Raw genomic sequence first — 24,613 nt, forward strand, 5'->3', positions numbered from 1 at the left:
GGAGGCACTCGGAAACAGAAAAGCGAAATGCGCTGTTCAATGGCGCAGTAGGGGACTTCTTTCACACTCGTATCTCTGGAAACTTTCATCATTGATAGGGGGTGGTGGAAAACGTAAAATCCTCGTGCGCGACACACCGCGCGGAGAACGGAATTTCCGTTCCGGTGGGCAGGAGGGGCTGATTGGTTTCGGTTCGGCAGGTGCGCCAGGCGTGCTCCCACGGGATCGCCACGATCGCCCGACACGCCGCCCCACTCACCGCGGCCGTCCTCATCCTCACGACCACGGGTCCCCCGCCCGCGTCGGCCGCCGACCCCCCGCACTCCGCGGGCACCGTCCGGTCCACCGACACCACGGACCCCGGAGGCGACCCGACGGGGTCCGCCTCCGATCCGGAGGACGAGGACACCGGTGCCCGGAGCGAACCGGAGCCCCCGGACGGCTCCGAGGACTCCGGATCCGACGCCGACCGCCCCCTGGACGTGGTCGTCCTGGTCGACGAGTCCGGCAGCCTCACCGACGCCGACGTCGAGGAGGAGACCCAGGCCGCCTCCACCATCGCGCAGAGCGTCAACAACCCCGGATCCCGCGTCACGGTGGTCGGCTTCGGCAGCGACATCGAGGGCGGCAGCACACTGCGCGCGGCCCGCGACGTGTGCGAGCCCACCGTCGTCGACGAGGGCACCGGCCGCCAGTACCTGGCCGACTGCGTCACCGACCTGCGCAGGCGCGAGGCCGGGGAGGGCAACGACACCGACCACGCCGAGGCGCTGCGCGTGGCCCTGGAACACCTGGACGACGGGCCCGACGGGGCCATGCGGATCGTCTTCCTGCTCACCGACGGTGCCCTGGACGTTCCCCGCAACGACCAGTACGGCGACACCCCCGCCGAGCGCCGGGAGGGGGCCGAGGACGCGCTCGACGACCGCCTCGCCCAGGCCCGCGACGACCGGGTGCAGATCTGGCCGCTGGGCTTCGGCGACCGGATCGACCGGGACCGCCTCGACGACATGGCCGCCTCCGGATACGACCGGTCCTGCGAGACCCAGGAGGTCGCCCGCCCCACCGCCCGCGTGGCCGACAGCTCCGAGGACGTCGTGCGCTCGCTCCAGGAGGCCCTGGCCGCCGCCTCCTGCGCGGGCCTGGGCGAACCCGACAGCGACCTCCTCACCCCGGGCGACACCCTCGACCTGACCGTCGACATCCCCGTCATCGCCACCGAGGGCACCCTCGTCGTCAACAAGAACGACCCCGCCATCACCGTGGAGTACCTCGACCCCACGGGGACCACCGTCCCGCTCGGTGAGGACGCCTACGACGGCTCCTCCATCGCCCACAGCGGCGGCAACGGAGCCGTCGAGGTCCTCCACATCGGCTACCCGCGCCCGGGAACCTGGACCGTCCGGCTCACCTCGCCGCCCGGCGGCGCGGACGAACTGGTCACCGCCACCGCCCAGTGGCAGGGCCGCATCCGCGCCACCCTCACCCACGGCGGGGAGCAGGAACCGGGCGGGGAAATGGACGTCCACCTGACCCTGCGCACCCGCGACGACGACGTCATCACCGACCCGGAGGCCTTCGCGTCGCTCGACTTCGACCTGAGCGCCGGGGGGTTGGGCCTGGACGGGCGGACCGTCGAGGTCCGCGACGACGGCACGGGCGCCGACCCCGTCTCCGGCGACGGTGAGTTCAGCGGTGTGCTCACCCTGCCCGACGAGGAGGGCACGCTCCACCTCACCGGTACCGTCCGGGGCCCGGGCGTGGCCGCCGACCAGCGCACCCTGTCCCTCAGCATCGCCGAGGGCGGCCCCCCGCTCAGCGCCGCGGTCAGCTTCGGCGACGTCCCCGGTGAGCTGTGGACGGGCATGGGCGGGACCGGGGAGGTGACCGTCACCAACCACGGGACCGAGCCCCGGGAGGTCGCGCTCACCCTCAACGCCCCGAGCGGAGTCACCGCCCGGATCACCCCCGCCACCGTCACGGCCGAACCCGGCGGAGCGGGCGACCCCGTCGCCTTCACCTACGAGGTCGTCGAGGTCGAGGCGCCCGGCGAGGGAACCCTGGAACTCGTGGCCTCGGACCAGGCCGGAACCTGGATCGGCGCCACCCAGCCCCACCACGTGCAGGTCCGTGAACCGCCCACCCTCCTGGAGCGGTACTGGTGGGCGTGGACGGCGCTGCTGGTGCTCGCCGCGGTCTGCGCCGTGTCCCTGCTCGTCCGGCGTGAGCTGAAGCTCAGCGCCGCCGATGTCCGCGGGCTCGTCGTCCAACTCCACCTGGACGAGGAACGCCCCCTCGGGGGGAGCCTGCGCGCCCCCAGCGGCGGTCGCTCCACCGAGTTCGCCTTCGTGATCGGGGATGACAGCGGCGAACCCCGACCGGAGCACCCCTCCGACCCGCGCGCCCCGCACTTCACCCTCACCCGGGAGGGGACGGAGCAGGTGCGCCTGCGCTCACCCGGCGGCGGTGAACAGCCCCTGAGGGTCGGCGCCCTGAGCACCACCGTCCACGGCGAGCTGGGGATCGTCGTGAGCGACGACCGTCTGCGGCCCGGAGCCGGGCCGGGGCCGGGACAGGACGGACACCGACCCACTCCCGGGCCGTCCGAGCCCCGGCCGACCTCCGACGGCGGCGGTCCCGGTCGGTACTCGTCCGAGAACGACCCGGTCCTGTGACACCGCACCCCACCCCCATCCCCCGACACGGCACGTCCGAAGGGCCCACACCATGGCGATGAAGCTCTACCAGCCGATGCTCTACGTCGGCCTCGGCGGGACCGGCTGCCTCATCGGCGCCGAGCTGGAACGGCGCCTGCGCGACGAACTGTGCGGACCCGACGGCACCGAGTTCCAGCAGCGGCGCCCGGGCGGGAACCTGCTGCCCTACCAACTGCCCTCCTGCGTCCAGTTCGTCTACGCCGACGTCAACCACTCCGAACTGGACCGGATCCCGGAGAAGGTGGTGCCCGGCAGCCAGCACCTCCAGGCCGTCGAGGCCACCGCCCACTACGTCCACGACCTCGTCCCCACGGCTCCCACCTACCCCGAGGTCGCCCGCTCCCTACGGCTGAGCGCCGGGGACACCGTGTCCTCCTGGCTGCCGCCCGCGGACGGCGAACCCCGGGTGGCCCCCCTCAGCAAGGGCGCGGGACAGTTCCCCACCGTGGGCCGGGCGGCGCTCTTCGAGACCTTCCGCGGCGGTACCCGCCACGCGGTGGCCGGGATCGGCGAGGCAATCAACCGCCTGGCCACCTCAGCGGGCGACCTCAACGCCCTGGGCGGCGGCCTGCCCAGCTCGTGCGACGTGTTCGTGGCCTTCTCCGTGGCGGGCGGCACCGGCGCGGGCATCTACTACGACTACCTGCACCTGATCGCCGACACCTTCGCCCGCTCCGACCTGCACGTCAAGATCTACCCGCTGGTCCTCATGCCGTCGGCCTTCGACGAGGGCATGGGCGGGGGACGCCACGCCCGCCTCAACGCCGGACGCGCGCTGCTGGACATGTTCCGTCTGGTCGACCACCAGAACGGCGGTACCGTCGAGGGCCCCATCGCCAACGACACCCGCCCCCCACCCCACGGCCGCGACGAGGTCCACGTCCACTACCCGGTGGAGGGCCGCGTCCGGATCCGCCCCTCCACGGTGGAGACCGCCTTCCTGTTCAGCAGGCCCGTCGGCGCCCGCCGCGACGACCTCCACCGGTCGGTGGTCTCGCTCGTGCTCTCCCTGGCCGGGACCGACATGGAGCGGCGCGGGGACACCGCCGGGAGCACCGAGTCCCACCAGTCCTTCGCCGACAGCTTCATCAACGGCGCCGCCTACCGCCACGAACGCGCGGAGTCCGGGATCGGGAACCGGGGCGTGTCGACCGCGCTGGTCGCCTCCATGACCGTCCCGGTCGACGAGCTCTCCGACATCATCGGCTCCCGCCTGCTCCGCGCGGCCGTACAGGACATGCGAGCCCCGCTCAACGACGCCGAGGGCGACCGCGACCTGATCACGGGCTTCTTCAGCGCCGCCAACCTGCACCCCCTCCTGGCCCGGCCCCTCTGCGACTTCGCCGAGCCCAGCCCCGCCACCGGGGCCAAGGACATCGGGCACACCCTCTTCGACCGCCTCGACGCCATGCAGCGCGCCCTGGCCGCACGACGGTCCCGGCTCGCCAGGGAGGTCGCCGACCTCGCCCAGAACCTCGACCACCGCGCCGGGACCCGCGCCCTCCTGACGGCCGTCGACCCCTTCCACGCCCGCCGCGTCGTGGTCGGGCAGCCCGGCGCCGCCACCGAGGTGGTCCGCCTCGGTGTCCTCGGCCTGCTCAACCACCGGCGCAACAGTCCTCCGCCGCCGGACGGGGTCACCCAGGCGCCCCCGTCCGTCCCACCGCTGACCGACCGGGTGGGCGGGCTGGTCAAGACCAAGTACAGCGACCCCCTGCCTGCCCAGGCCCGCGCCGACCAGGACCGCTGGTTCGAGTGGCGGAACCGGGTGCTCTGGCACGAGGCCTGGGCCGGCACCGCGCCGCGCTGGTCCCGCGCGGCCACCCGCCTGAGCGGTGACCTGACCACCCTCACCGAGGCACTGGAGGACCACGCACAGCGCGACCCCGAGTACTTCGAGCGCAAGTCCCAACAGCTCTACCGGCCGCGCACCGGGGTGTCCTACCTCCTGCCCCCGGTCGGCGGGGACCTCGAACCCTTCTACCGCCGGGTCCGCGACCGCCTCGCCGCCGCCCTCCAGGAGGAGGGCCGACTGCCCGCCAACGCCGGTGACGCCGACCTCGTCCGCGTCCTCGTGGGGACCGAGGCCTGGCGCACGGCCTACGACATCAGCCTCGACCAGTCCCCCCAGACGGCCGTCAGCCACCTGCGCGAGATCCTCAAGGCCGCCGTCAAACGGTTCCTGCGCGACCCCGGACCCACCCAGCAGCCGCTGCTGCCGCGCCTGGCCGACCTGCTCGCCCGGGCCACCCAGCAGGGCGACGCCCCCATCGCGGACGAGGACCTGGCGCAGTTCCGCGCACAGCTGGCCGGACTCCTGCCCGCCGGGTTCGTCCCCCAGGGCGGCGGACCGCTGCGGGTCCTCATCACCTACCACGCCCCCGGGCGCAACGAGCTGATCGAGCACCACCTCATGGAGTCGCTCGCCCTGCCCCGCGGCCCCGGGATCACCTACGAGCTCCGGGCGGTCAGCGCCGAGACGCTCAGCGTCGTACTGTTCCGCACCAGTATGAGCGTCACCGAGGTCCAGGAGGTCCGCGACGTCCTGCGGCACTGGTCGGACGCCCTGTACCACCCCCAGCCCGGCGACCACCTGCGGTGGCGGCAGCGGCTGGGCTACGACTTCGGCTACCTGGCCACCACCGGGGAGCACCGCGTGTACATCCTGCACCGGCTGCTCAACGCCATGTGGAACGGCCGCGCCAGCGTCGTCGGCGACCCGCGCTCCCCGGACGAGGTCCACTTCACCCTCGGCGGCGGAGTCACCATGCCGCTGCGCCTGACCCCGCTGGAGGAGGCGTCGTCCTGGGGCAGCCTGCTGCGCGCCTACGAGCTGTGGGCCTTCAACGGCGAGGACGCCATCACCCGCCAGTTCTGCGCCCAGCTCATGAACGAGCTGCCCGGCGGTGTGGAGGGCAGACCCGGGGAACCGCACGAGGTCTACCGGGGCCTGCGGGAGACGGCCGACGCCGAGGTCAAACGGCTCGACGCCCTCGCCCAGGAACTGCACAGCTCCCACCGGGGCCGCGTCCGGCAGTACCGGGAGTTCTGGACCTCCCTCCTGCCCGACGCCCTGGACACGGAGTTCCAGGGTGCGGCCGCGCCGCTGCGCGCCAACCTCGCCGCCCTGGAGCAGGCCGTGGCCCGCCGGAACGAGGGGCGGTGAATCCCTGGCGATGAGCGTCCACCACCTCGACCTGCGCGGCACCATCCTCGCCGAGGCCCGTGCCAGGGTCCGTGAGCGGTTCGGACCGGGAAGCCCGCTGACCGGCTCCACCCGGCTCCTGCTCCTGGACGACACCGACCGCCTGGTCGAGCACGCCGACGCCTACGAGGACGCCCTCGTGAGCGGTCGCGTGTCGACCGTGGTGTGCGTCGCCGTGGGCGGACTGTCCGACGGTCCCGGCGGCGCCCGCCTGGACCGGCCCGGGCACATCGGTGGCGGGCGCGGCGTCACCACCCTGTGGGTCGACGACGAGACCGGTGTGGACTGGGTGGCACGCCGGTTCCAGGCACCCCAGCCACACCCCGGCGCCGCGCCCGGTTCGGGGATCGGCCTGTACACGCTCGTCGACCTCCTCCACCTGCCCGAGGTCTTCGACCGGGTCGTCTCCCTGGGCGAGTCCCTGCCCGAGTCGACCGCCTCGCCCGGAGTGCTCTGGGCGGGCTCGGAGACCGGCACGGACACGGTCGTCACCGCCCTGACCCGCGCGGCACGCGAGCTCACCTCGCGCGAACGCCCCGCCGACCCGCCGAACCCGCCTCCGCCGACCGGGGCGCCCCTGGTCGACCTCGTCGAGGGCGCCCACCGGGGTGCGTCCGAGGTCGCCGCCTCCGGAGACGGCGGGCTGCGCGCCCAGGAGGGGGACCTGCACGCGTGGCTCACGCACACCGAAACCGCCCTGGACGCGCTCACCGGCTGGACCGGGCCGGTGGCCGCCACGACGCCCCGGCGGCTGGTGGCCGAGGACCTGCCCGGACTCGCCGGGGCCCTCGCCTCCTGCCGCGACCGAGCCGAGACCGTCCTGGCGGGCCTGGGCACACCGTCCGCCGACCGGTCCGCCACCGGGGCCGCCCGTCCCGGAGGCGGCGGTGCGGACACGGGGGGAGACGACCATGGGAAGGCCCTTCGGGCCCTCGCCGACCGGCCCCGCCGTGTCCTCGACCACGGCGGCACCCTGGCCGACGCGGCGGCGGACCTGGACCGGGCCGCCGCGCGGTTGCGTCCCTCCGGCGGTCGCGCGGCCCTGCCCGGGGTCCGCCGGGCCGTGCCCGACGATCTCCTGGACGCCTTCCGCCGCCCTCCGCCGGTACCCGTTCCCGCCCCCCTCCCGGAACTGCTGCCGGTCGCCCTCGCCGCGCCGCTGCTGCCCGCCCTGGCCGGGGGAGGGACCGGTGCGACCGTCGCGCTGGTGGTCGCCGCGGGCTGGGTCGCCCTGCTCGCCCTGACCCTGCGCCGCCTCCGCGAACCGGACGGGGCCACCCTGGGCGCGCACGCCGTCGCCGCTCTGGCCGGGGTGCTCGCGGGGACGGGGGCGGCCGCCCTCCTCGGACCCGCCTCACCGCTCGCCGGCCCGGTCACGGCTGTGGTCGGCGGGCTGCTCGGAGTCGGCCTGGGGCTGGCGTCGACGGCCGTGTCCTGGTCGTGGCGGGTGCGCCGGTGGCGCGCGCGGCTCGGCACCGAACGCGTCGGACCGGCCGTGTCGGAGCTGACCCGGCTGGTCGACCGGACGGTCCGGGACGAGGAACGGCTGTCCGGGGCCCGCACCCGCCTGTCCGACACGGCGATCGCGGCCGCCAGCGCCGTACGCGCCGTCGATGGAGCCCTCGCCGAGCTGGCCGAACGCGGCACCCCCTCCTCCGGTCGGGGACCCGACCAGGAGAACGCCGCCCATCTGGAGTCGTTACTGCGCGCCGACCTGGTGGACCTGACCACCACCGCGCTGGGCCCCGTCTGGGACGAGGCGCGCGCCGCCACCGGGCGCGCCGTCGACCCCCACGAGCGGGTCCGCCGGACCGCCGCGGACCTGGCCGACGGCCTCCTCGACCACCTGGGCCGGGCCGGACCGTACGAACCCCCGGCCTTCGCCGACCCGGGGCGGGAACGCGCCACCCCCGGCGGGGTGGCCTCCGACCGGGTCGCGCGGGTGCTCGACCACGACCTGTCCGGTCGGATGCTCCAACTCTGCGACCCCGCCCACCTGGCATTGCTCGACACCGGTTCCGGGGCTCCGCCGGGTGTCCGGTTCGCCCCCCGCGCGCTCCTCCCCGGTACCCGGGGCGACGGGCGGGGGGACACCGTCTGGACGGCGGGCGGGCACCTGGTCGGCGTGCTCCGCCTGGTTCCGCTCCGGCCCGGCGCGGTGCGCACCGACTGGCACTCCGGACACGGGGGAGGCGGCCATGGCTGACCTCGACGCCACCTACCGGACCCCGGACGAGGACGCGGACGGGAACGAGGTCCCGTGCCGTGTCACCCACGTGCGCGACCTCCCCCCGCCCGCTCCGCGCATCCCCCTCACCCGCCACCTCGTCCGGGTCGAGACCGACGGGGGCGAGGAGACCCTCGTGCGCCTGGCCGTCGGCGCCGCGGGCGGCACCGGCGACCGGTGGCACGCCTTCACCCTGCTCGACAACGCCGTCCTCGCCGGGATCCGGGTCGCACGCTGCGCGGGCGGGGACCACCCGGCGCAGATCCCCCGGTTGGTCGGCTTCCACGATGACCCCGTGGCCCCGTTCGCACTGGTCGAGCCGTATGTCGGCCGCCCGGTCGGCGAACTGCTCAGTCACCGGCAGCTCTTCGACGAGGAGCGCGCCGCCTTCACGGACGGACTGTTCACCGCGCTCGGCTGGCTGGCGGCCGCCGGTCTCGTCCACCGCGACATTCGCCCCGGGACCGTCCGCTGGGACCCCGACCGCCGTCTGGTCCAGGTCGCCGATCTGACCTCGGCCACCGTCGTCGGCACACCGCGCACCGCGGAGGGCGCCCGCCCCTGGGCGTCGCACGAGCAACGCGAGGGGACGGGCCGGTGCGACGCCCGCGATGACGTGTGGTCCGCGGGCATGCTCCTCTTCCAGGTGCTCACCGGGCACGACGTCGAACAGGGGGCGCGGCTGCCCCTGAGCCGGTTCGAGGGGGTCGCCGCCGGGCTCAGCGGAGTCTTCGAGCACCGGGCCGACCTCCGCCCCACCGCCGACGACCTCGTGGAGCGGTTCACCGGCCGCGTGCCGCACCGGCGCCTCCTCGACGACGGCCTCGACGCGGGGTACCGCCGCTACGACGAACGGGTACGGCGCAAGCACCGGGACGACCAGGCCGAACCCGACCCCCGCCCCGGCGACGAGTGGCTCGTCCAACCCACCCCGGGGCGCCGTCTGGCCCTCCTGCTCCGGCGGTACTGGTGGGCCGGGGCGGTCGTGGCCGGACTGCTGGCCGCCGTCGCGGTGGCCCTGACACTCCTCCTGGGAGGGTGAGCGTGAGCGACGACGAAGACTCCAGGGTCACCTGCCCCGTGTGCCTGAGCAGGGTCGGGCTGGACCGCGACGAGCTGTGGGTCTGGTACGACGGCGCCTACCACGAACTCCGGATCCCCGAGGACGCCTCACCGGAGCTGCGCGCACGGCTGATGCGCGGCGCCCACCTGCGCTGCCCCAACCGCGGCGAGCGGCTGCCCGCCCACCACCTGCCCCACCGGTACGTGGACAGCGCCCCCGTGGTCATCGCCATCGTCGGCGCCCCCAGATCGGGCAAGACGCACCTGCTCGCCTCCGTCATCGGCGCCGTGCGGGACCGCGGGCTCGACGACTTCGGACTGTCGGCGAGTGCGCTGGACACCGGCCGCTACGAGCGCTTCCTCAACACGCGGGTCCGGCCGCTGTTCGAGCGCGGCCAGATCCTCGACCGCACGGCGGAGAACATCTGGGAGTTCGAGGTCGGACTGGTCCTGAGCGACGCCGAGGACCCGGGCGCCCGCTCCACCGCCGTCGCCTTCTTCGACGTGTCCGGGGACGAACTGTCCGTCCTCAGCCAGGCGGAGAACAAGGACTTCCTGCACGCGGCCGACGCGTTCCTCTTCGTCATCGACGCCGAACAGTTGGCCAGGGGGGTGCCGGACGCCGCGTTCAGCGCCATCCTCGACGTGGTGCCGGACCGTGGGGACAAGGCCGCCGTGCTCGTGCTGTCCAAGGCGGACCGGTTCCGCTTCGAGGCCCCGGTGGACCGGTGGCTGCGCGACGGTCCCCCCGACACGGACACGGCCCGGATCGAGGCCGAGACCCGCGACCTGTACGCGTTCGTCACGCGGTTCGACCACGCCGACGCGTGGCTGCGCCCCTGGGCCGAGTTCGGAACGAGCGCCATCCACGCGGTCTCCGCCACCGGCGGGCCCGACGTGCCGGGACGCAAGCTCTTCGCCCGCCCCGTGCGGCCCCAGCGCGTCCTGAGCCCCTTCGTGACCCTCCTGGCGATGACCGGCGTGATCGACACCGACGATGCGGGGGGAGCGGGACGTTGACGACGACGAGCGGCGGGGGAGACCCCGCCCTGCACCAGATCCACTTCAGTTACCGGCAGAGCAACCTGCTGGGGCAGGGGTTCGGCCCCAGCGCCACGTCGCTGCGCGAGGCCGAGGACGGCTACCAGAGGCTGGCCCACTGGTACACGCGGCTGAACAAGGTCGCCAACCCGGAGTTCGCCCCGGGAGAGGCGGAGAGCAGCTACTGGTACCGGTGGTACGACGACGGACAGGGCGCGCTGTTGTACCGCGTGCCCGAGACCCTGGACCGCGACGGCCGCGGCAACACCGCCAGAGCCCTGGTGGGGCGCACGGTCACGCCCTCCCCGGCACTGGTGTTCGCCGCCCGCGGCTGGTCGGGCGAACCCTCCGCACCGATCGGCAGCTGGGGAGCGCTGCGACCGGTCCCCGCCCTGACCCGCGACGACGTCGGCGCGGACAAGGCCGCCCTCAACGGCGACGCCCTGGGGAGCGCCGGGCTGCTCACCCTGGTCACGGCGGTGCTGACCGACCCCTTCACCCCCGTGGACGTCCTCACCACCTACGGGGGCAGGGTGATCGGCCAGCGCGAACGCCTGGCGCTGCTGTGGGGGGTCTACCAGGCGCTCCACGGGATCCTGGGGCGCGCCCGGGATCCCCTGTTCCGGGGGGTCGACTGGTCGTTCAGTACACACGAGCCCTGGCCGACGTGGTCCGCGAACCGGTCGGAGCGGCCCAGGATCGCCTTCCGGCCGCCCCCGGCCGGCGCGCGGGCGGAGGAGGACGCCCGCGTCGTCGACCTGTCGGCCCCGACCGGGCACGACCGGCGCCACCGTGTCGTCGCCCGGTGGCTGATCGGCCGCCTCGGCACCGGAGCCGAGGTCCTCGGTGAGGACGAGTGGAGGCGGGTCAGGTCCCACGGGGACGGCGCCGACGCCTACGCGGCGCTGGTCCACCTGCTCCACGGCAGGGCCGAACGGGAGGGCGCGGGCGCGTCGTCGCGGGAGGGGACGAGGACCACGCGCCGCGTGGGCGCCGCCGCACCTCCGGAGCCCCCGCCGCCTCCGGGACGGGAGGAGCCCGCCCCGCGGATCCGGGAGCGGACCGAGCGGCCCGGGGAGGACCCCGCCGAGCGGACCCGTCCCGACAGCGCGGACGACGAGGCCACCGAGGAGATCCCCCCGAGAACAGCGGAACTCCCCCCGGCGGGAACGGAGGCCGCGGGCGTGGACCCGCAGCTGGTGCTGTTGACGGGGATGATCCGGGACGCCCGGGAGAACGAGGTGCTGGAGAAGGCCGTGAACGCGGTCGTGCACCGGCTCAACCCGGGCTTCATGGGCGAGATGGTGGTCGAGTCGGACACCAGGTACCGCAGGTTCTCCCTCACCACCACCCGGGCGTTCCTCGCCGTGGCGGGCGCGGCGCTGGCCCTGTTCCTCGTCTGCGTCGTCCTGCTGACGCTCCTGGTGGCCTGACCACCGCCGCCCTCCCGGCGGGCGGGGGGCGGCGGCGGATCCGGCCGCGCACCGCGCCCGGGGCCCGACTACAGTTCGGCGCTGAGCCCCAGCCCCAGGCCGCCGTCGACCAGGATCTCCTGACCCGAGGTGAAGGTCGCCTCGAAGCCGAGGAAGAGCACGACCCGGGTGACCTCGGCGATGGTGCCGTGGCGGCCCATGGGGGTGGCGGCGTCGCCGGCGCGCATGAACTCGGCGCGCTGCTCCCCGGTCAGGCCGGGGACTCCCATGCTCGGGGTGTCGATGAAGCCCGGCGCCACCGAGTTCACCCGGATCCCGCGCGGCAGCAGTTCGGAGGCCAGGACACGGGTGAAACCGAGCAGCGCGGCCTTGGTACCGGTGTAGACGCTCATCCCCGGCACACCCAGCACGTTGGTCACCGAGTTGGTGAAGACGATCGATCCGTGGTCGGCGATGAGGGGGAGCAGGCGCTGGACGGTGAAGAACGCGCCCTTGGTGTTGACGCCGAACATCCAGTCGTAGTCCTCCTCGGTGACCTCGGCGAACGGCGCGATGCCGGACACCCCGACGTTGACGTGGAGGAAGTCGACCCCGCCCAGGGCCTCGCGCACGGTGTCGGACAGCGCGTCGACGTCGGTCAGGTCCGCGGCGTCCGAGCGCACCACCCGCACCTCGGGGCCGAGCTTGGCGCGCGCCTCCTCCAGGTTCCTCTCGTTGCGCCCGGTCAGCAGCACCCGTGCTCCACCGGCCACGAGTTCCTCGACCACGCCCAGGCCCATACCGTGCGTTCCGCCGATCACCACGGCCCGCTTGCCCTCGTAGGCACCCATCTGCTTCTCCTTCGCCGTTCCCGCGGCCGGTCGGCCGCTGACTGGTGCCCCCACGGTGGCCGCCGCCGCCACGGTTCCCCCACGGGTCCGCTACGGGCCCGCCCGCGGGCCGCTACGTTGGGCGCATGCGATTCGGGGTGCTGGGACCGCTGGCCGTGTGGACCGACGACGGGGTGCCCGTCCGCGTCCGCGACACCAAGGTCCGCGCCCTGCTCGCCGCGCTCCTGCTGGCCGAGGGGCGGACGGTCAGCGCCGACCACCTGGTCGACGTCCTGTGGGGCGACTCCCCGCCCGCGCGCCCCGCCGCCGTGCTCCAGGCCCGGGTCTCCCAGCTGCGCGGCGTGCTCGACCGCGCCGAACCCGGTGCCCGCACCCTGGTGCGGTACAGCGCCCCCGGTTACGCGCTGCGGGCCGACGACGTCGACGCCGCGCGCTTCGCCGCACTCGTCCGAGCGGCCCGGGACGGCTCCGACCCCTGCCTGCGTGCGGACCTGCTGACCGAGGCACTGGATCTGTGGCGCGGCCCCGCCCTGGTCGAGTTCGCCGACACCGACGCCGTGCGCCCGGCGGTGGCCCGGTGGGAGGAGTCGCGGGTCACGGCCGTCGAGGACTGGGCCGAGGTCCGCCTCGACCTGGGCGAGTACGCGGCGCTGGCCGCCGACCTCACCGGGGTTGTCGACCGGCACCCCTTCCGCGAACGGCTGCACGCCGCCTTCATCCGCGCGCTGTACGGAGCGGGCCGCCAGGGCGAGGCGCTGGCGGCCTACGACCGGTTGCGCTCCCGGCTCGCCGAGGACCTGGGGGTCGACCCGGGAGCCGACCTCGTCGCCCTGCACCGGTCCCTCCTGGAACAGGACCCCGCGCTCACGCCGGCACCCGCCGTCCGCACGCCGACCGGCAACCTGCCCGCGTCCGTCAGTGACCTGGTAGGACGCGAGGAGCTGGTACCCCGGCTCGTCACGCTCGCCCGTGAGCGGCGACTGGTCACCCTGACCGGGCCGGGCGGCGTCGGCAAGACGCGCCTGGCCCTGGCCGCGGCCGCCCGGCTCGCCGACACCACGGCCCCGGGCGGCGCGTGGCTCGCCGAACTCGCGCCCCTGCCCGCGGAGGGGGACCCCGTGGCGGTCCTGGCGGCGGTCCTCGGCGGACGCGACGACCTGGGTCCCTCCCCGTTCGAGCGGGTCGTCGGCCTGCTCCGCGGAAGGCGTGCCCTGGTCGTGCTCGACAACTGCGAACACGTGGTCGCGTCCGCGGCGGACACCGTCGCCCGGCTGCTGCGCGAGGTGCCCGACCTGACCGTCCTGGCCACCAGCCAGGTGCCCCTGGACGTGGCGGGAGAACGGCGATTCGTGGTGCCCCCGCTGGACCTGCCCCTGCACACGGACGACACCGAGGCGCTCGCCCGGTCCGGGGCGGTGCGGCTCTTCACCGCACGGGCGCGCGACGCGGCTCCCGCGTTCACGCTCGACGCGCGCACCGCCTCCGCCGTCGCGGTGGTCTGCCACCGTCTGGACGGCATCCCCCTGGCCCTGGAACTGGCCGCCACCCGCCTGCGGCACATGGGCGTGGACGAACTCGCCGCCCGACTCGACGACCGCTTCGCCCTCCTGGGCGTGGGCCGCCGCGACGCCCCCGCGCGGCAGCGGACCCTGCGCGCGATGATCGACTGGAGCTGGGAGCCGCTCACCGCCGTCGAACGCCGGGTGCTCGCCCGCCTGGCGGTCTTCGCCGACGGCTGCGACCTGGCCGCGGCCGAGGCGGTGTGCGACGACCGGGAGGGCACCGTCCTGGACACGGTCGGCGCACTCGCCGACCGCTCCCTGGTCGTCGTCGCGGACCACCCCACCGGGTCCCGCTACCACCTGCTGGAGTCGGTGGCCGCCTACGCCCTCGACCGGCTGGAGGAGGCGGGCGCCACCCGCCGCTCCAGGTTGCGGCACGCCCGCCACTTCGCGGACCTGGCCGAACACGCCGACGCGAAGGTGCGCGGGCCCGCCCAGCGGTCCTGGTTGGAACGTCTGGACTGTGAGGCCGCCAACCTGCGCGCCGCCCTGGACACGGCCGTGCGCGAGGCCGATGCCGACCTGGCCCTGCGGCTCGCGGGTGCCCTGTGCTGGTACCGCCACCTGCGGGGCAGGACCGGCGAGTCCAGGCAGGCACTGGACCGCGCGCTGGCGTTGCGGGGCGGGTCGCCCGGCGCGCGGGCGTGCGCCCGGGTGTGGCGGGCGGCCCTGTCGGATCCGAAGGACGTGCGGCCCCGCGACGAGGCGCGGCGGACCCTGACCATCGTCCCGGACACCGTCACCCGCGGCCGGCTGGCCTGGTTCCTGGAGATGACCAGGTGGGGCCTGGGCGACACCGACCAGGCCGTGCGGTGTGTCCGTGCCGCGCACGAGGAGGCCGTCGCGGCGCACGACCCGTGGGGCGCCGCGGTCACCCGGATCCAGCTCGCGGACGCCGCCCACCAGCGGGGCGATCTGGAGATGGCGCTGGCGTTGGCGGAGGAGAGCGAGCACCAGATGCGTGCCCTGGGCGACCGCTGGGGACTGCTCCAGGCCGCGCACGTGACCGCGGCGGTGCTCGAGGCGCTCGGCGACCTCGACGGGATGGCGGTCCGCCACGAGGAGGGGCGGCGCATCGCCGAGGAGCTGCAGCTGTGGACGGTGGCCGCACGCGCGCTCTCCGGCCTCGGACGCGTGGCGCTGCTCCGCGGTGACCTGGCACGGGCGGGGGAGCTGCTCACCAGGGCGAGGGAGATCGCGGCCGCACACGCGGACGCTCTGGGCGAGCAGTTCGCCGACGCCGGACTGGCCCTGGTGGCACGGCGCTCGGGTGACCTGGAGCGCGCCGAACGGCTGCTGCACCGGTGGCTGGACTGGAACCGCGGGGCCGACAGCCGGATCGGTCTGGCGTTCATCCTCACCCAGCTGGGATACGTCGCCGAGCAGCGCGAAGACGCCGAACTCGCCCTGGCCTGGCACGAGGAGGCGCACGGAGCGGCCGAGGAGAGCGGGGACCCCAGGGCGATCGCGCTCGCTCTGGAGGGTCAGGCGGGCGCGTACGCACTGGTCGGGGACGTGGAACGAGCCGGGAAGCTCCTCGCCGAGGCCACCGGTCTGCGCGACCGGTCGGGCGCGCCGCTGACGGCGGCCGAACACGTGGACGTGGACCGGATCCAGGCGCGGCTGGGATGAGCCGCGGCGACCTCGCCGTCGCGCTCGGATGGCAGAGCGCCGGGGTCGTCGACCGGACCGGAGACGAGGCCAGGGCGGTCGGCCCGGCCACGCCGCAACCCACCGGTACCACGCTGACCCTGCCCGGGCCGCTGGTGGGCGGCGCGTTCGACGACTCGGCCACGGGGTACGACTGCGCCGTGACGGTCAACACCGACCCCGGGGCGACCGACGACATGGACCTCGGGCTGCGCCGCGGCGACGGCGTCGGCGGTGAGCGGTGGTCCCGGGGGGACTGCCGCGAGTACGCGGGCCCGGGGGAGGTCCAGGCGCCCGGAGCCTGCGTGGACGTCACGGCCGCGGTCAACGACCGGTCAAAGCTGTGGACCGACGTCAACCGCGAGGCCGGAGCGGGTCCTGGTCACCGGAGACGGGGAGGTGGCGTGATGACGGTGCACCGTCCGCAGGACGTGCCGGACCGGTTCGCCGACGCCTGGAACCGCGGTGACGCGGACGGGATCGCGGCCCTGTTCGCGGCCGACGCCGACTTCGTCAACGTGGTCGGGCTGTGGTGGCGCGACCGGGAGAGCATCCGGCGGGCGCACGCCTACGGTCTGCGGGTGATCTTTCCCGGCGCGGTCATGGGTGTGTCCCGGGTCCGGGTACGGCGGCTCGGCCCCGACGTCGCGGTCGTGCACTGCCGGTGGACGGTCTCGGGGCAGACACTGCCGGACGGAGGAGAGGGGGACACGCGCCGCGGGGTCCTCTCCTTCGTGGCGCGGTGGGCCGACCCGACGTGGGTCGTGGTCTCGGCGCACAACACCGACATCGTGCCGGGAGCGGAGAGTCCGGCCGCGCGGGGCGACCTGCGGACCGGGGTGGACCACCGCCGGACACCGCCCGCCCGCCCCTGACGCCGCACCCGCGCCGGCGGGGGTCAGGAGTGCCCGCCGCCCCCGGCCCTGGCCGTCTGGTCCTGGTAGTACTGGATCCCGACGCCGAACACGCCCTGGTACTTCTTGGCGATGTCGACGACGCCCTGGTACCTCTCGGCGCGGGCCCAGTCGCGGTGCAGTTCGTACAGGTACTGGGCCGAGGTGACCGGGACGCCTCCGGCGCGGATCATCCGGTGCACCGCGGCCCGGTGGGCGGCCTCGGACACTCCGCCGCTGGCGTCCTCGACGAAGTAGGCCCCGAAGCCGACCTCGATGGCGGAGAGCACCGGGAAGGCGACGCAGACCTCCGTCCACAGTCCGGCGATGACCAGCTTCCTCCGACCGGTCCGCAGCACCCACGCGACGACGCGTTCGTCCTCCCAGGCGTTGACCGTCGACCGCTCGATCCGCTCGGCCACCACGCTCTCGTCGAGCTCGGCGACGACCTTCTCGAACACGGGACCGCTGAACGCCTCGCCCACGGTGGTGAGCAGCGTGGGAACGTCGAAGAGCCGTGCGGTGGCGGCCAGCTGGGCGGTGTTGTCGATCACTCCGGCCAGATCGGTGCCGCCTACCCCGAAGCCCATCTGGGACTGGTGGTCGATCAGGATCAGGACCGAGTCGTCCGGGGTGAGCAGGCTGCCGGCCGGTGTGGCCAGATCCGCCGCGTCGAGGGCCATGAGAACCTCCCTGGGATGGATGCACTCCGGTAACAGTAACTCTTCGTGTTCAACGAATCTCTTTCGGTTTCCGTTGGCGCGCCGTTCCCTGGTCGCGGTGCATGTGCGTGCGGGTGGGGCCCCGGCGGCGTGCGCGGGGCTCCTGCGCGGATCCGCGCGGTGCCCCGCTCCTTGTGTTCCACGTCATGTCTCCTGAGCAAGTATCTTGCCTAAATATTACTTGCCAGGAAGATATTACCTGGATACTGTTCTGGATGTACCACCAAGGACACCCCGTCAGGAGGAGCACCGTGTCCCATCCCGTGAAGCTGAGCGTGGTCTACTACTCGTCGACCGGTACGATCGCCGAGATCGCGCAGATCCTGGCCGCGGAGGCCAGGGAGGCCGGAGCCGAGGTCCGACTGCGCAGGGTCGCCGAGCTGGCTCCCCGGGCCGCGATCGACTCCAACCCGGCCTGGCGCGCCAACGTCGAGGCGACCGGCCACATCCCCGAGGCGACCCCGGACGACGTCGTCTGGGCCGACGCGGTCCTGTTCGGCACCCCGACCCGGTTCGGCAACGTCGCCTCCCAGCTCAAGCAGTTCATCGACACCCTCGGCGGCCAGTGGCAGCAGGGGCAGCTCGCCGACAAGGTCTACAGCGGGTTCGTCTCCACCGCCACGCGGCACGGAGGGCAGGAGTCCACGCTGCTCGCGCTGTACAACACGATCCACCACTTCGGCGGCATCATCGCCAGCCCCGGCTACACCGACGGCGCCAAGTTCGTCGACGGCAACCCCTACGGCACCGGCCACGTCGACGGCCAGGGCCAGAACAAGGTCGACCACGTCACCCGCGACGCCGCCCGGGTCCAGGCCCGCCGCACGGTCGCGATCGCGGCCGCGCTCGGCAACGGCCGGACACAGGCCGCGTGACCCCGGGGCCGGAGCGGCGCCGACGCCGCTCCGGCCCCTCCCCGGCACACACCAGGACGAACGACCAGAGGAGCAGGTCATGCCGATCCGGACGAGCGGGCTGCACCACGTGACCGCGATCGGTGGTGATCCCCGGCGCAACGTCGAGTTCTACGCGCGTGCCCTCGGGCTGCGGTTGGTCAAGACCACCGTGAACTTCGACAACCCGGCCGTGTACCACCTGTACTACGGGGACGGGGAGGGCAGGCCGGGCACACTGATGACCTTCTTCCCCTGGAACGGCGTGGCCGGCGGCCGACACGGCAGCGGACAGGCCACGAGCACCGCCTTCTCCGTCCCCGAGGCATCCCTTGGCTGGTGGGAGCGGCACCTGGCGGGCATCGGGGTCCAGACCAGCCGTTCCCGGGTCCACGGCGAGGAGGAGGCCCTGGCCTTCCTCGACCCCGACGGACTGCGGATCACCCTGGTCGCGCACCCGCAGGGTGATCCGCGCGACCCGTGGGACACCCCGCTGGTCCCCGCCGAACACGCGGTGCGCGGCCTGCACTCGGTGACACTCCAGGTCGACCGCGAGGAGGCGACCGCCGAGATGCTGACCGACGGCCTCGGCCTGCGCCACGTCGCCGAGACCGGTAACCGGATCCGGTTCGCCGCCGGGGACGGCGGTCCCGGCGCCCTGGTGGACGTACTGGTCACGCCGGAGGCTCCCCGCGGGCAGGTCGCCGGCGGCACGGTGCACCACGTCGCCTGGCGGGTCCCCGACGACGCCACCCAGAAGGCGTGGCGGGAGGAGCTCGTGGGCAGGGGCCTGCGGGTCACCGACATCCTGGACCGGCGGTACTTCCACTCGATCTACTTCCGGGAACCGGGCGGCACCCTGTTCGAGATCGCCACCGACGACATCGGCTTCGACGTCGACGAACCCCTGCTCGAACTCGGCCGTGCCCTCAAGCTGCCGCCGTGGCTGGAGCCCGACCGGGAGCGGATCCGGGCGGCGCTGCCGGAACTGGGCCTGCCCGACGAGAACAACCCCGAGGTCGCCCAGATCCTGGCGCGACGGGAAGCCGAGGGGGTGTAGTCCGGGTGGACGCCGCACTGCCCCTGGAACACCGTTTCACCGAGGGCGACCCCGCGGCCCCGGTGTTGCTGCTCCTGCACGGCACCGGTGGCAGCCCCGGTGACCTGCTCGGCCTGGGCCGCGAGCTGAGCCCCGCCTCGGCGGTGCTGGCTCCGGCCGGCCCGGTCAGTGAGCACGGGGCGGCCCGATGGTTCCGCCGGCTCGCCGAGGGTGTCTTCGACACCGACGACGTCGTGCGGCGGGCCGACCAGCTCGCCGACTTCGTCCTGGCAGCCCGCGAACGGTACGGGTTCGGCGGTCGACGGACCGTGGCCGTCGGGTTCTCCAACGGGGCCAACATCGCCGCGGCCGTCGCGCTGCTGCGCCCGGACGCCCTCACCGAGGCCGTCCTGTTCTCCGCCATGCTGCCGGTCCCCGAACCGCCCCGGCACGACCTGTCCGGAACCCGGGTTCTCCTGTCCAACGGGAAGCAGGACCCCATGGCGCCGTCCGACTCGGCCCACCGGCTGGTGGAGAGCCTGGTGGAGCGTTCGGCCGACGTGCGGGAGCACTGGCACCCCGGAGGGCACCGGATCACCGCCGACGGGGTGCGGCGGGCACACGACTGGCTGGTGGAGTAGGACGTCGTGCCGACCGACGACCCGGGGACGCCAGCGTCCCGGTCCGTGCGCGTTCCGTGCGGCAGGACAGGGCGAACGTGCGGGGGACCCCGCTCCCTCGGCCCGCGTACCCGGATGCCCGGACACGACGCGGCCCACGATGCGCGGGGGAGTTCGATGCAGGGGTTCGTCCATACCGCCAACCCCGCGCGCGTGGTGTTCGGGGCGGGCACCGTGGCGAGGGTGGGCGAGGAGGTCCGGCGGCTCGGCGCCGACCGCGTGCTGCTGCTGTCCACACCTGTCCCGGCACGGATCGCGGACAGCGTGCGCCGGATCCTGGGACCTCTGGTGGTGGCGGAGTTCGACGGTGCCGCCCCGCACACACCGGTCGGGGTGACCGATCGGGCCATGGGGGTCCTACAGGAGTACGACGCCGACTGCCTCGTCTCCGTCGGCGGGGGGTCGACCACCGGCCTGTCCAAGGCACTGGCCGTGCGTACCGGGCTTCCCCAGGTCGTCCTGCCCACCACCTACGCGGGATCCGAGGTCACCCCGGTGCTCGGAGAGACGGAGGAGGGGCGCAAGGTCACCCGGTCCGCACCGGAGATCCTGCCCGACACGGTGGTCTACGACGTCGACCTCACCCTGGGCCTCCCCCTGGCGGTCTCGGTGGCCAGCGGCGTCAACGCCCTGGCCCACGCGGTGGAGGCGCTGTACGCGCCCGAGGCCAACCCGATGGTCGACGGTATGGCGTTGGAGGCCGTCCGACGGATCGCGCGGGCCCTGCCCGCGCTGACCACCGACCCCTCGGACGCGGACGCCCGGACGGGCCTGCTCCAGGCCGCGTGGCTCGCCGGGACCTGCCTCGGCTCCGTCGGCATGGGGCTGCACCACAAGCTCTGCCACGTTCTGGGCGGGACGTTCGGGACGCCGCACGCCCAGACCCACACCGTGGTCCTGCCGCACGTGATGGCCCACAACGCGCCCGCCGTGCCCGGCGTGATGGACCGCGTCGCCGAGGCGCTCGGGACGGACGACGCGCCGGGCGGGGTGTACGACCTCGCCGCCGCCGCGGGCGGGCCCACCTCGCTGCGGCAACTGGGGATGGCCGAGGCCGACCTGGCCCGGGCCGCGGAGCTCGCCACGCACCGGCCCTACCCCAACCCCCGTGTACCCGACCGGGCGGGTGTCGCGTCGCTGTTGGCCGACGCCTGGCACGGTCGCAGGCCGACCGGTGCGCGGTCGCCGACGCGCTGACCCGCGTCCTCGCGCGCTGGGGACGCCCCGTTCCGGCGGATGTGAGGCGCGGGCCCCCTGCCACCAGGGGACGGGTGGTTCCACCCGGCGGGAGAGGACCCCCTCCGGGCGGTTCGGTCCAGGCGACCTGGACCTGCTCGGGCGGACGTGCCCGCCGGGACCGCCGACCGCGCCGGTGGGCGGTGAGTCCGGGGTCCCTCCGCGTCAGGAGCCCGCCTCCAACGCCGCGGCCATCGCGCGCAGGTCGGCCAGGAGCGCGTCGACCCGCTCAGGGGGCAGGTCGCCCACCATGCGCCGTTCGATGACGGCCACGTCGGCGCGGGCCCGGGCGAGGACCTCGCGGCCCGCCCCGGTCAGTCGTGCGGGCATGACCCGGCCGTCCCTCTCGTCCTCCGGGCGTTCGACCAGGCCCGCGCGCTGCGCGTTGCGCAGGACGACGTTCATCGACTGCCGGGTCACGAACGCGCCGCGGGCCAGTTCGGCGTTGGACAGTCCGGGGCGCCGGTCGAGCATTTCCAGGCAGGCGTACTGCGGAACGGTGAGGTCGCACCCGCGCAGCGCGGTGTCCATCGCCGACCGCAGTGCGGCGGCGGTCCGCTTGAGCACGTAGCCCACGCGTTCGTCCGGGTCGGGGAAACCATTCATGTCAGCATTTTGACATGCATTCGGGCCGCGCCTAGCATCCTTGATGTCAGAGTTTTGACATCAAGGAGGATGCATGACCGTCACCGGACCCGACTTCGTCGGTCTTCAGGCGCGCGACGTCGAACGTGCCGCCGCCTTCTACGAGGAGCACCTGGGCCTACGCCGGTCTCCCGGCGGCCCGCCCGGTGCGGTCGTCTTCGGCACCAGCCCGATCCCCTTCGCGATCCGCCCGCCCCTGCCCGGCGTGGACCTGGACTCCGCCGCCACCCCCGGTCTCGGGGTCGCGCTGTGGCTGAAGTGCGACGACGCGACCGCCCTGCACGACTCGCTGGTCGAGGCCGGGGTGCGCATCGCCCGCCCCCTCGCGCCGAGCCCGTTCGGTCTGCACTTCGCCTTCGTGGACCCGGAGGGATACGCCATCACCGTCCACGACGGGTGAGGCCTCCCGGTGCACGGCAAGGGGACCACTGCACCGTCGCGGGCCCCTCGAAGGGAGCGTTGGGCCGCTCAGGCGACCGGCTCGGGGGTCCGTTCGTCCTTGGCCGGGCGGTCGAGGCGGCCGGTGCGGCGCAGCCACCACTCCGCGGGCAGGGTGCCCAGGGGAGGAATGGAGGCGGCCAGCGCCACCAGGGTCGGCCAGAGGCCCCACCGCAGGTGCAGCGCGGCGGCGACGGTGAGCGCCACGTAGAGCATGAACGCGGCGCCGTGCAGCGGGCCGAACACGTGCACGCCGGTCTCGTCGCCGTTGCCGAGGTACTTGACGCCCATACCGACCAGTAGTCCGGCCCAGGTCATGGCCTCGACCACCGCCACCACGCGGAAGGCCGTCGCTGTCAGTCGCGGTTCGATGCTCACTGGAGTCGTTCCCCGGGGTCGTCTTCGCTGGACACGGCAGGTCCCGGCGTTCGACGGCCGGGACCGGTTCCAGGTTAGGACACCCGTGCGCGCACTTCCTCCCGGGGCACCACCAGGCCGTGCACCGCCGGGGGAGGGGCCGGTCCCCGACACCTCCACCGCTCCGCGGGCGCCGGCCTTCCCGCACCCTAGGAGACCATCTCCGTGCGTGAGGTCCACTCGTAGACGGGCAGGTCGCCCTCGTCCGTGTACTGGTGCCGTGCCGTCGCCGAGAAGTGTTCGTAGCCCCCGCGGAACGGGACCTTGACGTCGTCGCCCGCGCGCGGGGCGGGCACGATCCGGTGCGGAAGGTCCTTCGGTCCGCCTTCCAGGACGGCCTTCTGTTTCTCGTTCATACGACCAGACTGGCACGCGCCCAGGGGCGTGTCACGGACCGATCCGCCGCCTTTACCCAGGTGGGAGGGGTTGGAGAGAGGTGAATGCCCCGCCGGAGGCCGACGGGGCATTCGCTGGTCGGACGCTTACATGTCCACCATCGGGCGTTCCTCGGCGGAGACGTCCTCGGCGGGCGCGGCCTCCCCAGGCGCGGCGGCCTCGGCCGGAGCGGCCTCGGCAGGTGCCGCCTCGGCGGGGCCCGCCTCGCTCGGGGCCGCCTCAGCAGGGGCCGCCTCACCCGGCGCGGCCGCCTCCGGAGCCGCCTCGGCGGAACCCTCCTGGGCCGGAGCCTCCTCCGCGGCGGCACCTCCCAGAACGATGACCGACTGGGCCTCCGCGTGCATTTCGCGGACGGTGTCGCCCGCCGCGACGTAGCCGACGGCCTGGGCCCGGCCGTTGGCCTCGAACTGGTCGCAGGCGTTCCGGATGAGGATGACCGGGGATTCGGTGTTGTTCGTGAACCTGTAGAACTCCGTCGTCCGCTCCTCGGCGCGCACCTCCTCCGGCACGGCGTGGCAGGACCCCGGTGCCGCGTCGGCGATGACGTGCTCCGTGGTTTCGAGCTTGCTCCAGTCGATGACCTCGAAGGACAGGGTGCCCTCCGCGGCGTGGGCCGGGGTGGCGACGGACAGGGCCAGCGCGCAGGCGGCCAGACTCGTAGCGGCGACAGTGGAGTAGCGGGCCACAGTCATCCCTTTCTGTGAATGCTTGACTACACACAGTTATGCAGACACATAGAGGCCTATCACGATCACAGCTTGATCACGACGAAGAACCACCGGTCACCCCGGAAGGCGGGTGGTGATGGCCCACTCTGGGCGGATCGTCCTGATGGGTCCCACTGGGGGAGGAGAAGACCGGCCCGCCGGGGTCCGTGCCAGAACGGTCCCTACCCCTCGCGCAGGTGCTCCCGCAGGGCCCGCAGGGACGTGAACCTGTGCCCCCGCAGTCCCAGGGCGACCGCGGCGTCGACGTTCGCGGCGCGGTCGTCGACGAACAGCACCCGCTCCGCGGGTACCTCCAGGCGCTCCAGGACCCACCCGAACGCCTCCGGTTCGGGCTTGGCCCGGCGGATCCGGCTGGACAGCCCGAGGACGGAGAAGGGCTCCAGCACCCGCGCGTGGCGGCGGCCGAAGTAGTCCGCGATCTCCGCGGGGATGTTGGACAGCAGTCCCAACCGTCTGCCCTGGTCGCCGAGCCCGGTGACGAACGAGACCATCTCCTCGTCCACGCGTGACCAGCTCTCCACGTCGAGCGCGATCAGCCGCCGCACCCTCTCGTCGCCGAACGACACGCCCAGGTGCCCGGACACCGCCGTCCAGTACGCGGGCCCGTCCAGGTCGCCGCGGTCGTAGGCCTGGCGCGGACGCCAGTACGCCTCCCAGAAGTCCGCCCCCGCCGCACCGGCGGTTCGTTCCAGGGCGGCGCGCCCCTCCGGGGACTGGTCTCGGGCGATCACCCCGAACATGTCGAAGAGCACGGCGTCCACGTGTGGGCCTCCAGGTCGGTCGGGTGGGGTCCGGACCA

Annotated in this window: 20 protein-coding genes; 13 read left to right on the top strand and 7 right to left on the bottom strand. The window is 74.0% G+C overall.

Annotated features, from left to right (window positions below; all coding sequences use genetic code 11):
- Nucleotides 1-182: 182 nt before the first annotated feature.
- From ACTVAJ_RS21875 to ACTVAJ_RS21900, 6 genes are read left to right on the top strand one after another with little or no spacing between them, the layout of a single operon-like run.
- Entirely contained in the window at nucleotides 183-2,675 is a 2,493-nt protein-coding gene (locus ACTVAJ_RS21875; RefSeq protein WP_470390092.1) for a vWA domain-containing protein, read from the top strand.
- A 52-nt stretch (nucleotides 2,676-2,727) separates the two neighbouring features.
- Entirely contained in the window at nucleotides 2,728-5,883 is a 3,156-nt protein-coding gene (locus tag ACTVAJ_RS21880; protein ID WP_470390093.1) for a tubulin-like doman-containing protein, read from the top strand.
- Nucleotides 5,884-5,893: 10 nt separating this feature from the next.
- Nucleotides 5,894-8,128 (top strand): hypothetical protein, encoded by a 2,235-nt coding sequence (locus ACTVAJ_RS21885; RefSeq protein WP_470390094.1) that lies wholly within the window; start codon nucleotides 5,894-5,896, stop codon nucleotides 8,126-8,128.
- Nucleotides 8,121-9,191, top strand: coding sequence for a protein kinase domain-containing protein (locus ACTVAJ_RS21890; protein ID WP_470390095.1), 1,071 nt, complete (start codon nucleotides 8,121-8,123; stop codon nucleotides 9,189-9,191). Before ACTVAJ_RS21885 ends, ACTVAJ_RS21890 begins: the two co-directional genes overlap by 8 nt.
- A gap of 2 nt (nucleotides 9,192-9,193) precedes the next feature.
- Nucleotides 9,194-10,231 (top strand): TRAFAC clade GTPase domain-containing protein, encoded by a 1,038-nt coding sequence (locus ACTVAJ_RS21895; protein ID WP_470390096.1) that lies wholly within the window; start codon nucleotides 9,194-9,196, stop codon nucleotides 10,229-10,231.
- A complete protein-coding gene (locus ACTVAJ_RS21900; protein ID WP_470390097.1) occupies nucleotides 10,228-11,685 on the top strand; it encodes a hypothetical protein in 1,458 nt (485 codons plus the stop codon). Before ACTVAJ_RS21895 ends, ACTVAJ_RS21900 begins: the two co-directional genes overlap by 4 nt.
- A gap of 68 nt (nucleotides 11,686-11,753) precedes the next feature.
- Here the strand turns inward: ACTVAJ_RS21900 and ACTVAJ_RS21905 are convergent, their stop codons facing one another.
- Nucleotides 11,754-12,515, bottom strand: coding sequence for an SDR family oxidoreductase (locus ACTVAJ_RS21905; RefSeq protein WP_470390098.1), 762 nt, complete (start codon nucleotides 12,513-12,515; stop codon nucleotides 11,754-11,756).
- Between the two features lie 125 nt (nucleotides 12,516-12,640).
- On the opposite strand from ACTVAJ_RS21905, the gene ACTVAJ_RS21910 reads away from it, so the two are divergent.
- Together ACTVAJ_RS21910 and ACTVAJ_RS21915 are read left to right on the top strand one after the other, a co-directional pair.
- Nucleotides 12,641-15,709, top strand: a complete 3,069-nt coding sequence (locus tag ACTVAJ_RS21910) for an ATP-binding protein (protein WP_470390099.1) — start codon at nucleotides 12,641-12,643, stop codon at nucleotides 15,707-15,709.
- Nucleotides 15,706-16,602, top strand: a complete 897-nt coding sequence (locus ACTVAJ_RS21915) for an SgcJ/EcaC family oxidoreductase (protein ID WP_470390100.1) — start codon at nucleotides 15,706-15,708, stop codon at nucleotides 16,600-16,602. The genes ACTVAJ_RS21910 and ACTVAJ_RS21915 overlap by 4 nt, the downstream gene beginning before the upstream one ends.
- A gap of 23 nt (nucleotides 16,603-16,625) precedes the next feature.
- Here the strand turns inward: ACTVAJ_RS21915 and ACTVAJ_RS21920 are convergent, their stop codons facing one another.
- Nucleotides 16,626-17,303 carry an isochorismatase family protein gene (locus ACTVAJ_RS21920; RefSeq protein WP_470390101.1) on the bottom strand — a complete coding sequence of 226 codons (678 nt, stop codon included), beginning with the start codon at nucleotides 17,301-17,303 and terminating at the stop codon, nucleotides 16,626-16,628.
- Between the two features lie 290 nt (nucleotides 17,304-17,593).
- Between ACTVAJ_RS21920 and wrbA the strand changes: the two genes are divergently transcribed.
- From wrbA to ACTVAJ_RS21940, 4 genes are all read left to right on the top strand, one after another.
- A complete protein-coding gene (wrbA, locus tag ACTVAJ_RS21925) occupies nucleotides 17,594-18,217 on the top strand; it encodes an NAD(P)H:quinone oxidoreductase (RefSeq protein WP_470390102.1) in 624 nt (207 codons plus the stop codon).
- A 79-nt stretch (nucleotides 18,218-18,296) separates the two neighbouring features.
- Nucleotides 18,297-19,295, top strand: a complete 999-nt coding sequence (locus tag ACTVAJ_RS21930; protein ID WP_470390103.1) for a ring-cleaving dioxygenase — start codon at nucleotides 18,297-18,299, stop codon at nucleotides 19,293-19,295.
- A gap of 5 nt (nucleotides 19,296-19,300) precedes the next feature.
- Nucleotides 19,301-19,915 carry an alpha/beta hydrolase gene (locus ACTVAJ_RS21935; protein ID WP_470390104.1) on the top strand — a complete coding sequence of 205 codons (615 nt, stop codon included), beginning with the start codon at nucleotides 19,301-19,303 and terminating at the stop codon, nucleotides 19,913-19,915.
- 114 nt (nucleotides 19,916-20,029) lie between these two features.
- Nucleotides 20,030-21,151 carry a maleylacetate reductase gene (locus tag ACTVAJ_RS21940; protein WP_470390105.1) on the top strand — a complete coding sequence of 374 codons (1,122 nt, stop codon included), beginning with the start codon at nucleotides 20,030-20,032 and terminating at the stop codon, nucleotides 21,149-21,151.
- Nucleotides 21,152-21,355: 204 nt separating this feature from the next.
- Here the strand turns inward: ACTVAJ_RS21940 and ACTVAJ_RS21945 are convergent, their stop codons facing one another.
- Nucleotides 21,356-21,796, bottom strand: coding sequence for a MarR family winged helix-turn-helix transcriptional regulator (locus ACTVAJ_RS21945; protein ID WP_470390106.1), 441 nt, complete (start codon nucleotides 21,794-21,796; stop codon nucleotides 21,356-21,358).
- A gap of 73 nt (nucleotides 21,797-21,869) precedes the next feature.
- Between ACTVAJ_RS21945 and ACTVAJ_RS21950 the strand changes: the two genes are divergently transcribed.
- Nucleotides 21,870-22,235 (top strand): VOC family protein, encoded by a 366-nt coding sequence (locus tag ACTVAJ_RS21950; protein WP_470390107.1) that lies wholly within the window; start codon nucleotides 21,870-21,872, stop codon nucleotides 22,233-22,235.
- Nucleotides 22,236-22,303: 68 nt separating this feature from the next.
- Here the strand turns inward: ACTVAJ_RS21950 and ACTVAJ_RS21955 are convergent, their stop codons facing one another.
- The 4 genes from ACTVAJ_RS21955 to ACTVAJ_RS21970 all read right to left on the bottom strand — a co-directional run bounded on the left by ACTVAJ_RS21955 (nucleotide 22,304) and on the right by ACTVAJ_RS21970 (nucleotide 24,575).
- Nucleotides 22,304-22,651: a DUF3817 domain-containing protein gene (locus ACTVAJ_RS21955; RefSeq protein WP_470390108.1), complete on the bottom strand. Its 348-nt coding sequence runs from the start codon at nucleotides 22,649-22,651 to the stop codon at nucleotides 22,304-22,306.
- Between the two features lie 188 nt (nucleotides 22,652-22,839).
- Nucleotides 22,840-23,046 (bottom strand): DUF5988 family protein, encoded by a 207-nt coding sequence (locus ACTVAJ_RS21960; RefSeq protein ID WP_470390109.1) that lies wholly within the window; start codon nucleotides 23,044-23,046, stop codon nucleotides 22,840-22,842.
- 126 nt (nucleotides 23,047-23,172) lie between these two features.
- Nucleotides 23,173-23,772, bottom strand: a complete 600-nt coding sequence (locus ACTVAJ_RS21965) for a hypothetical protein (protein ID WP_470390110.1) — start codon at nucleotides 23,770-23,772, stop codon at nucleotides 23,173-23,175.
- Nucleotides 23,773-23,975: 203 nt separating this feature from the next.
- The gene (locus tag ACTVAJ_RS21970) at nucleotides 23,976-24,575 is read right to left on the bottom strand and encodes an HAD family hydrolase (RefSeq protein WP_470390111.1); all 600 of its coding nucleotides are present in this window, start codon (nucleotides 24,573-24,575) and stop codon (nucleotides 23,976-23,978) included.
- Between the last annotated feature and the right edge of the window lie 38 nt (nucleotides 24,576-24,613).

It is taken from the genome of Nocardiopsis sp. KDC1DS13DA1 (assembly GCF_055632325.1).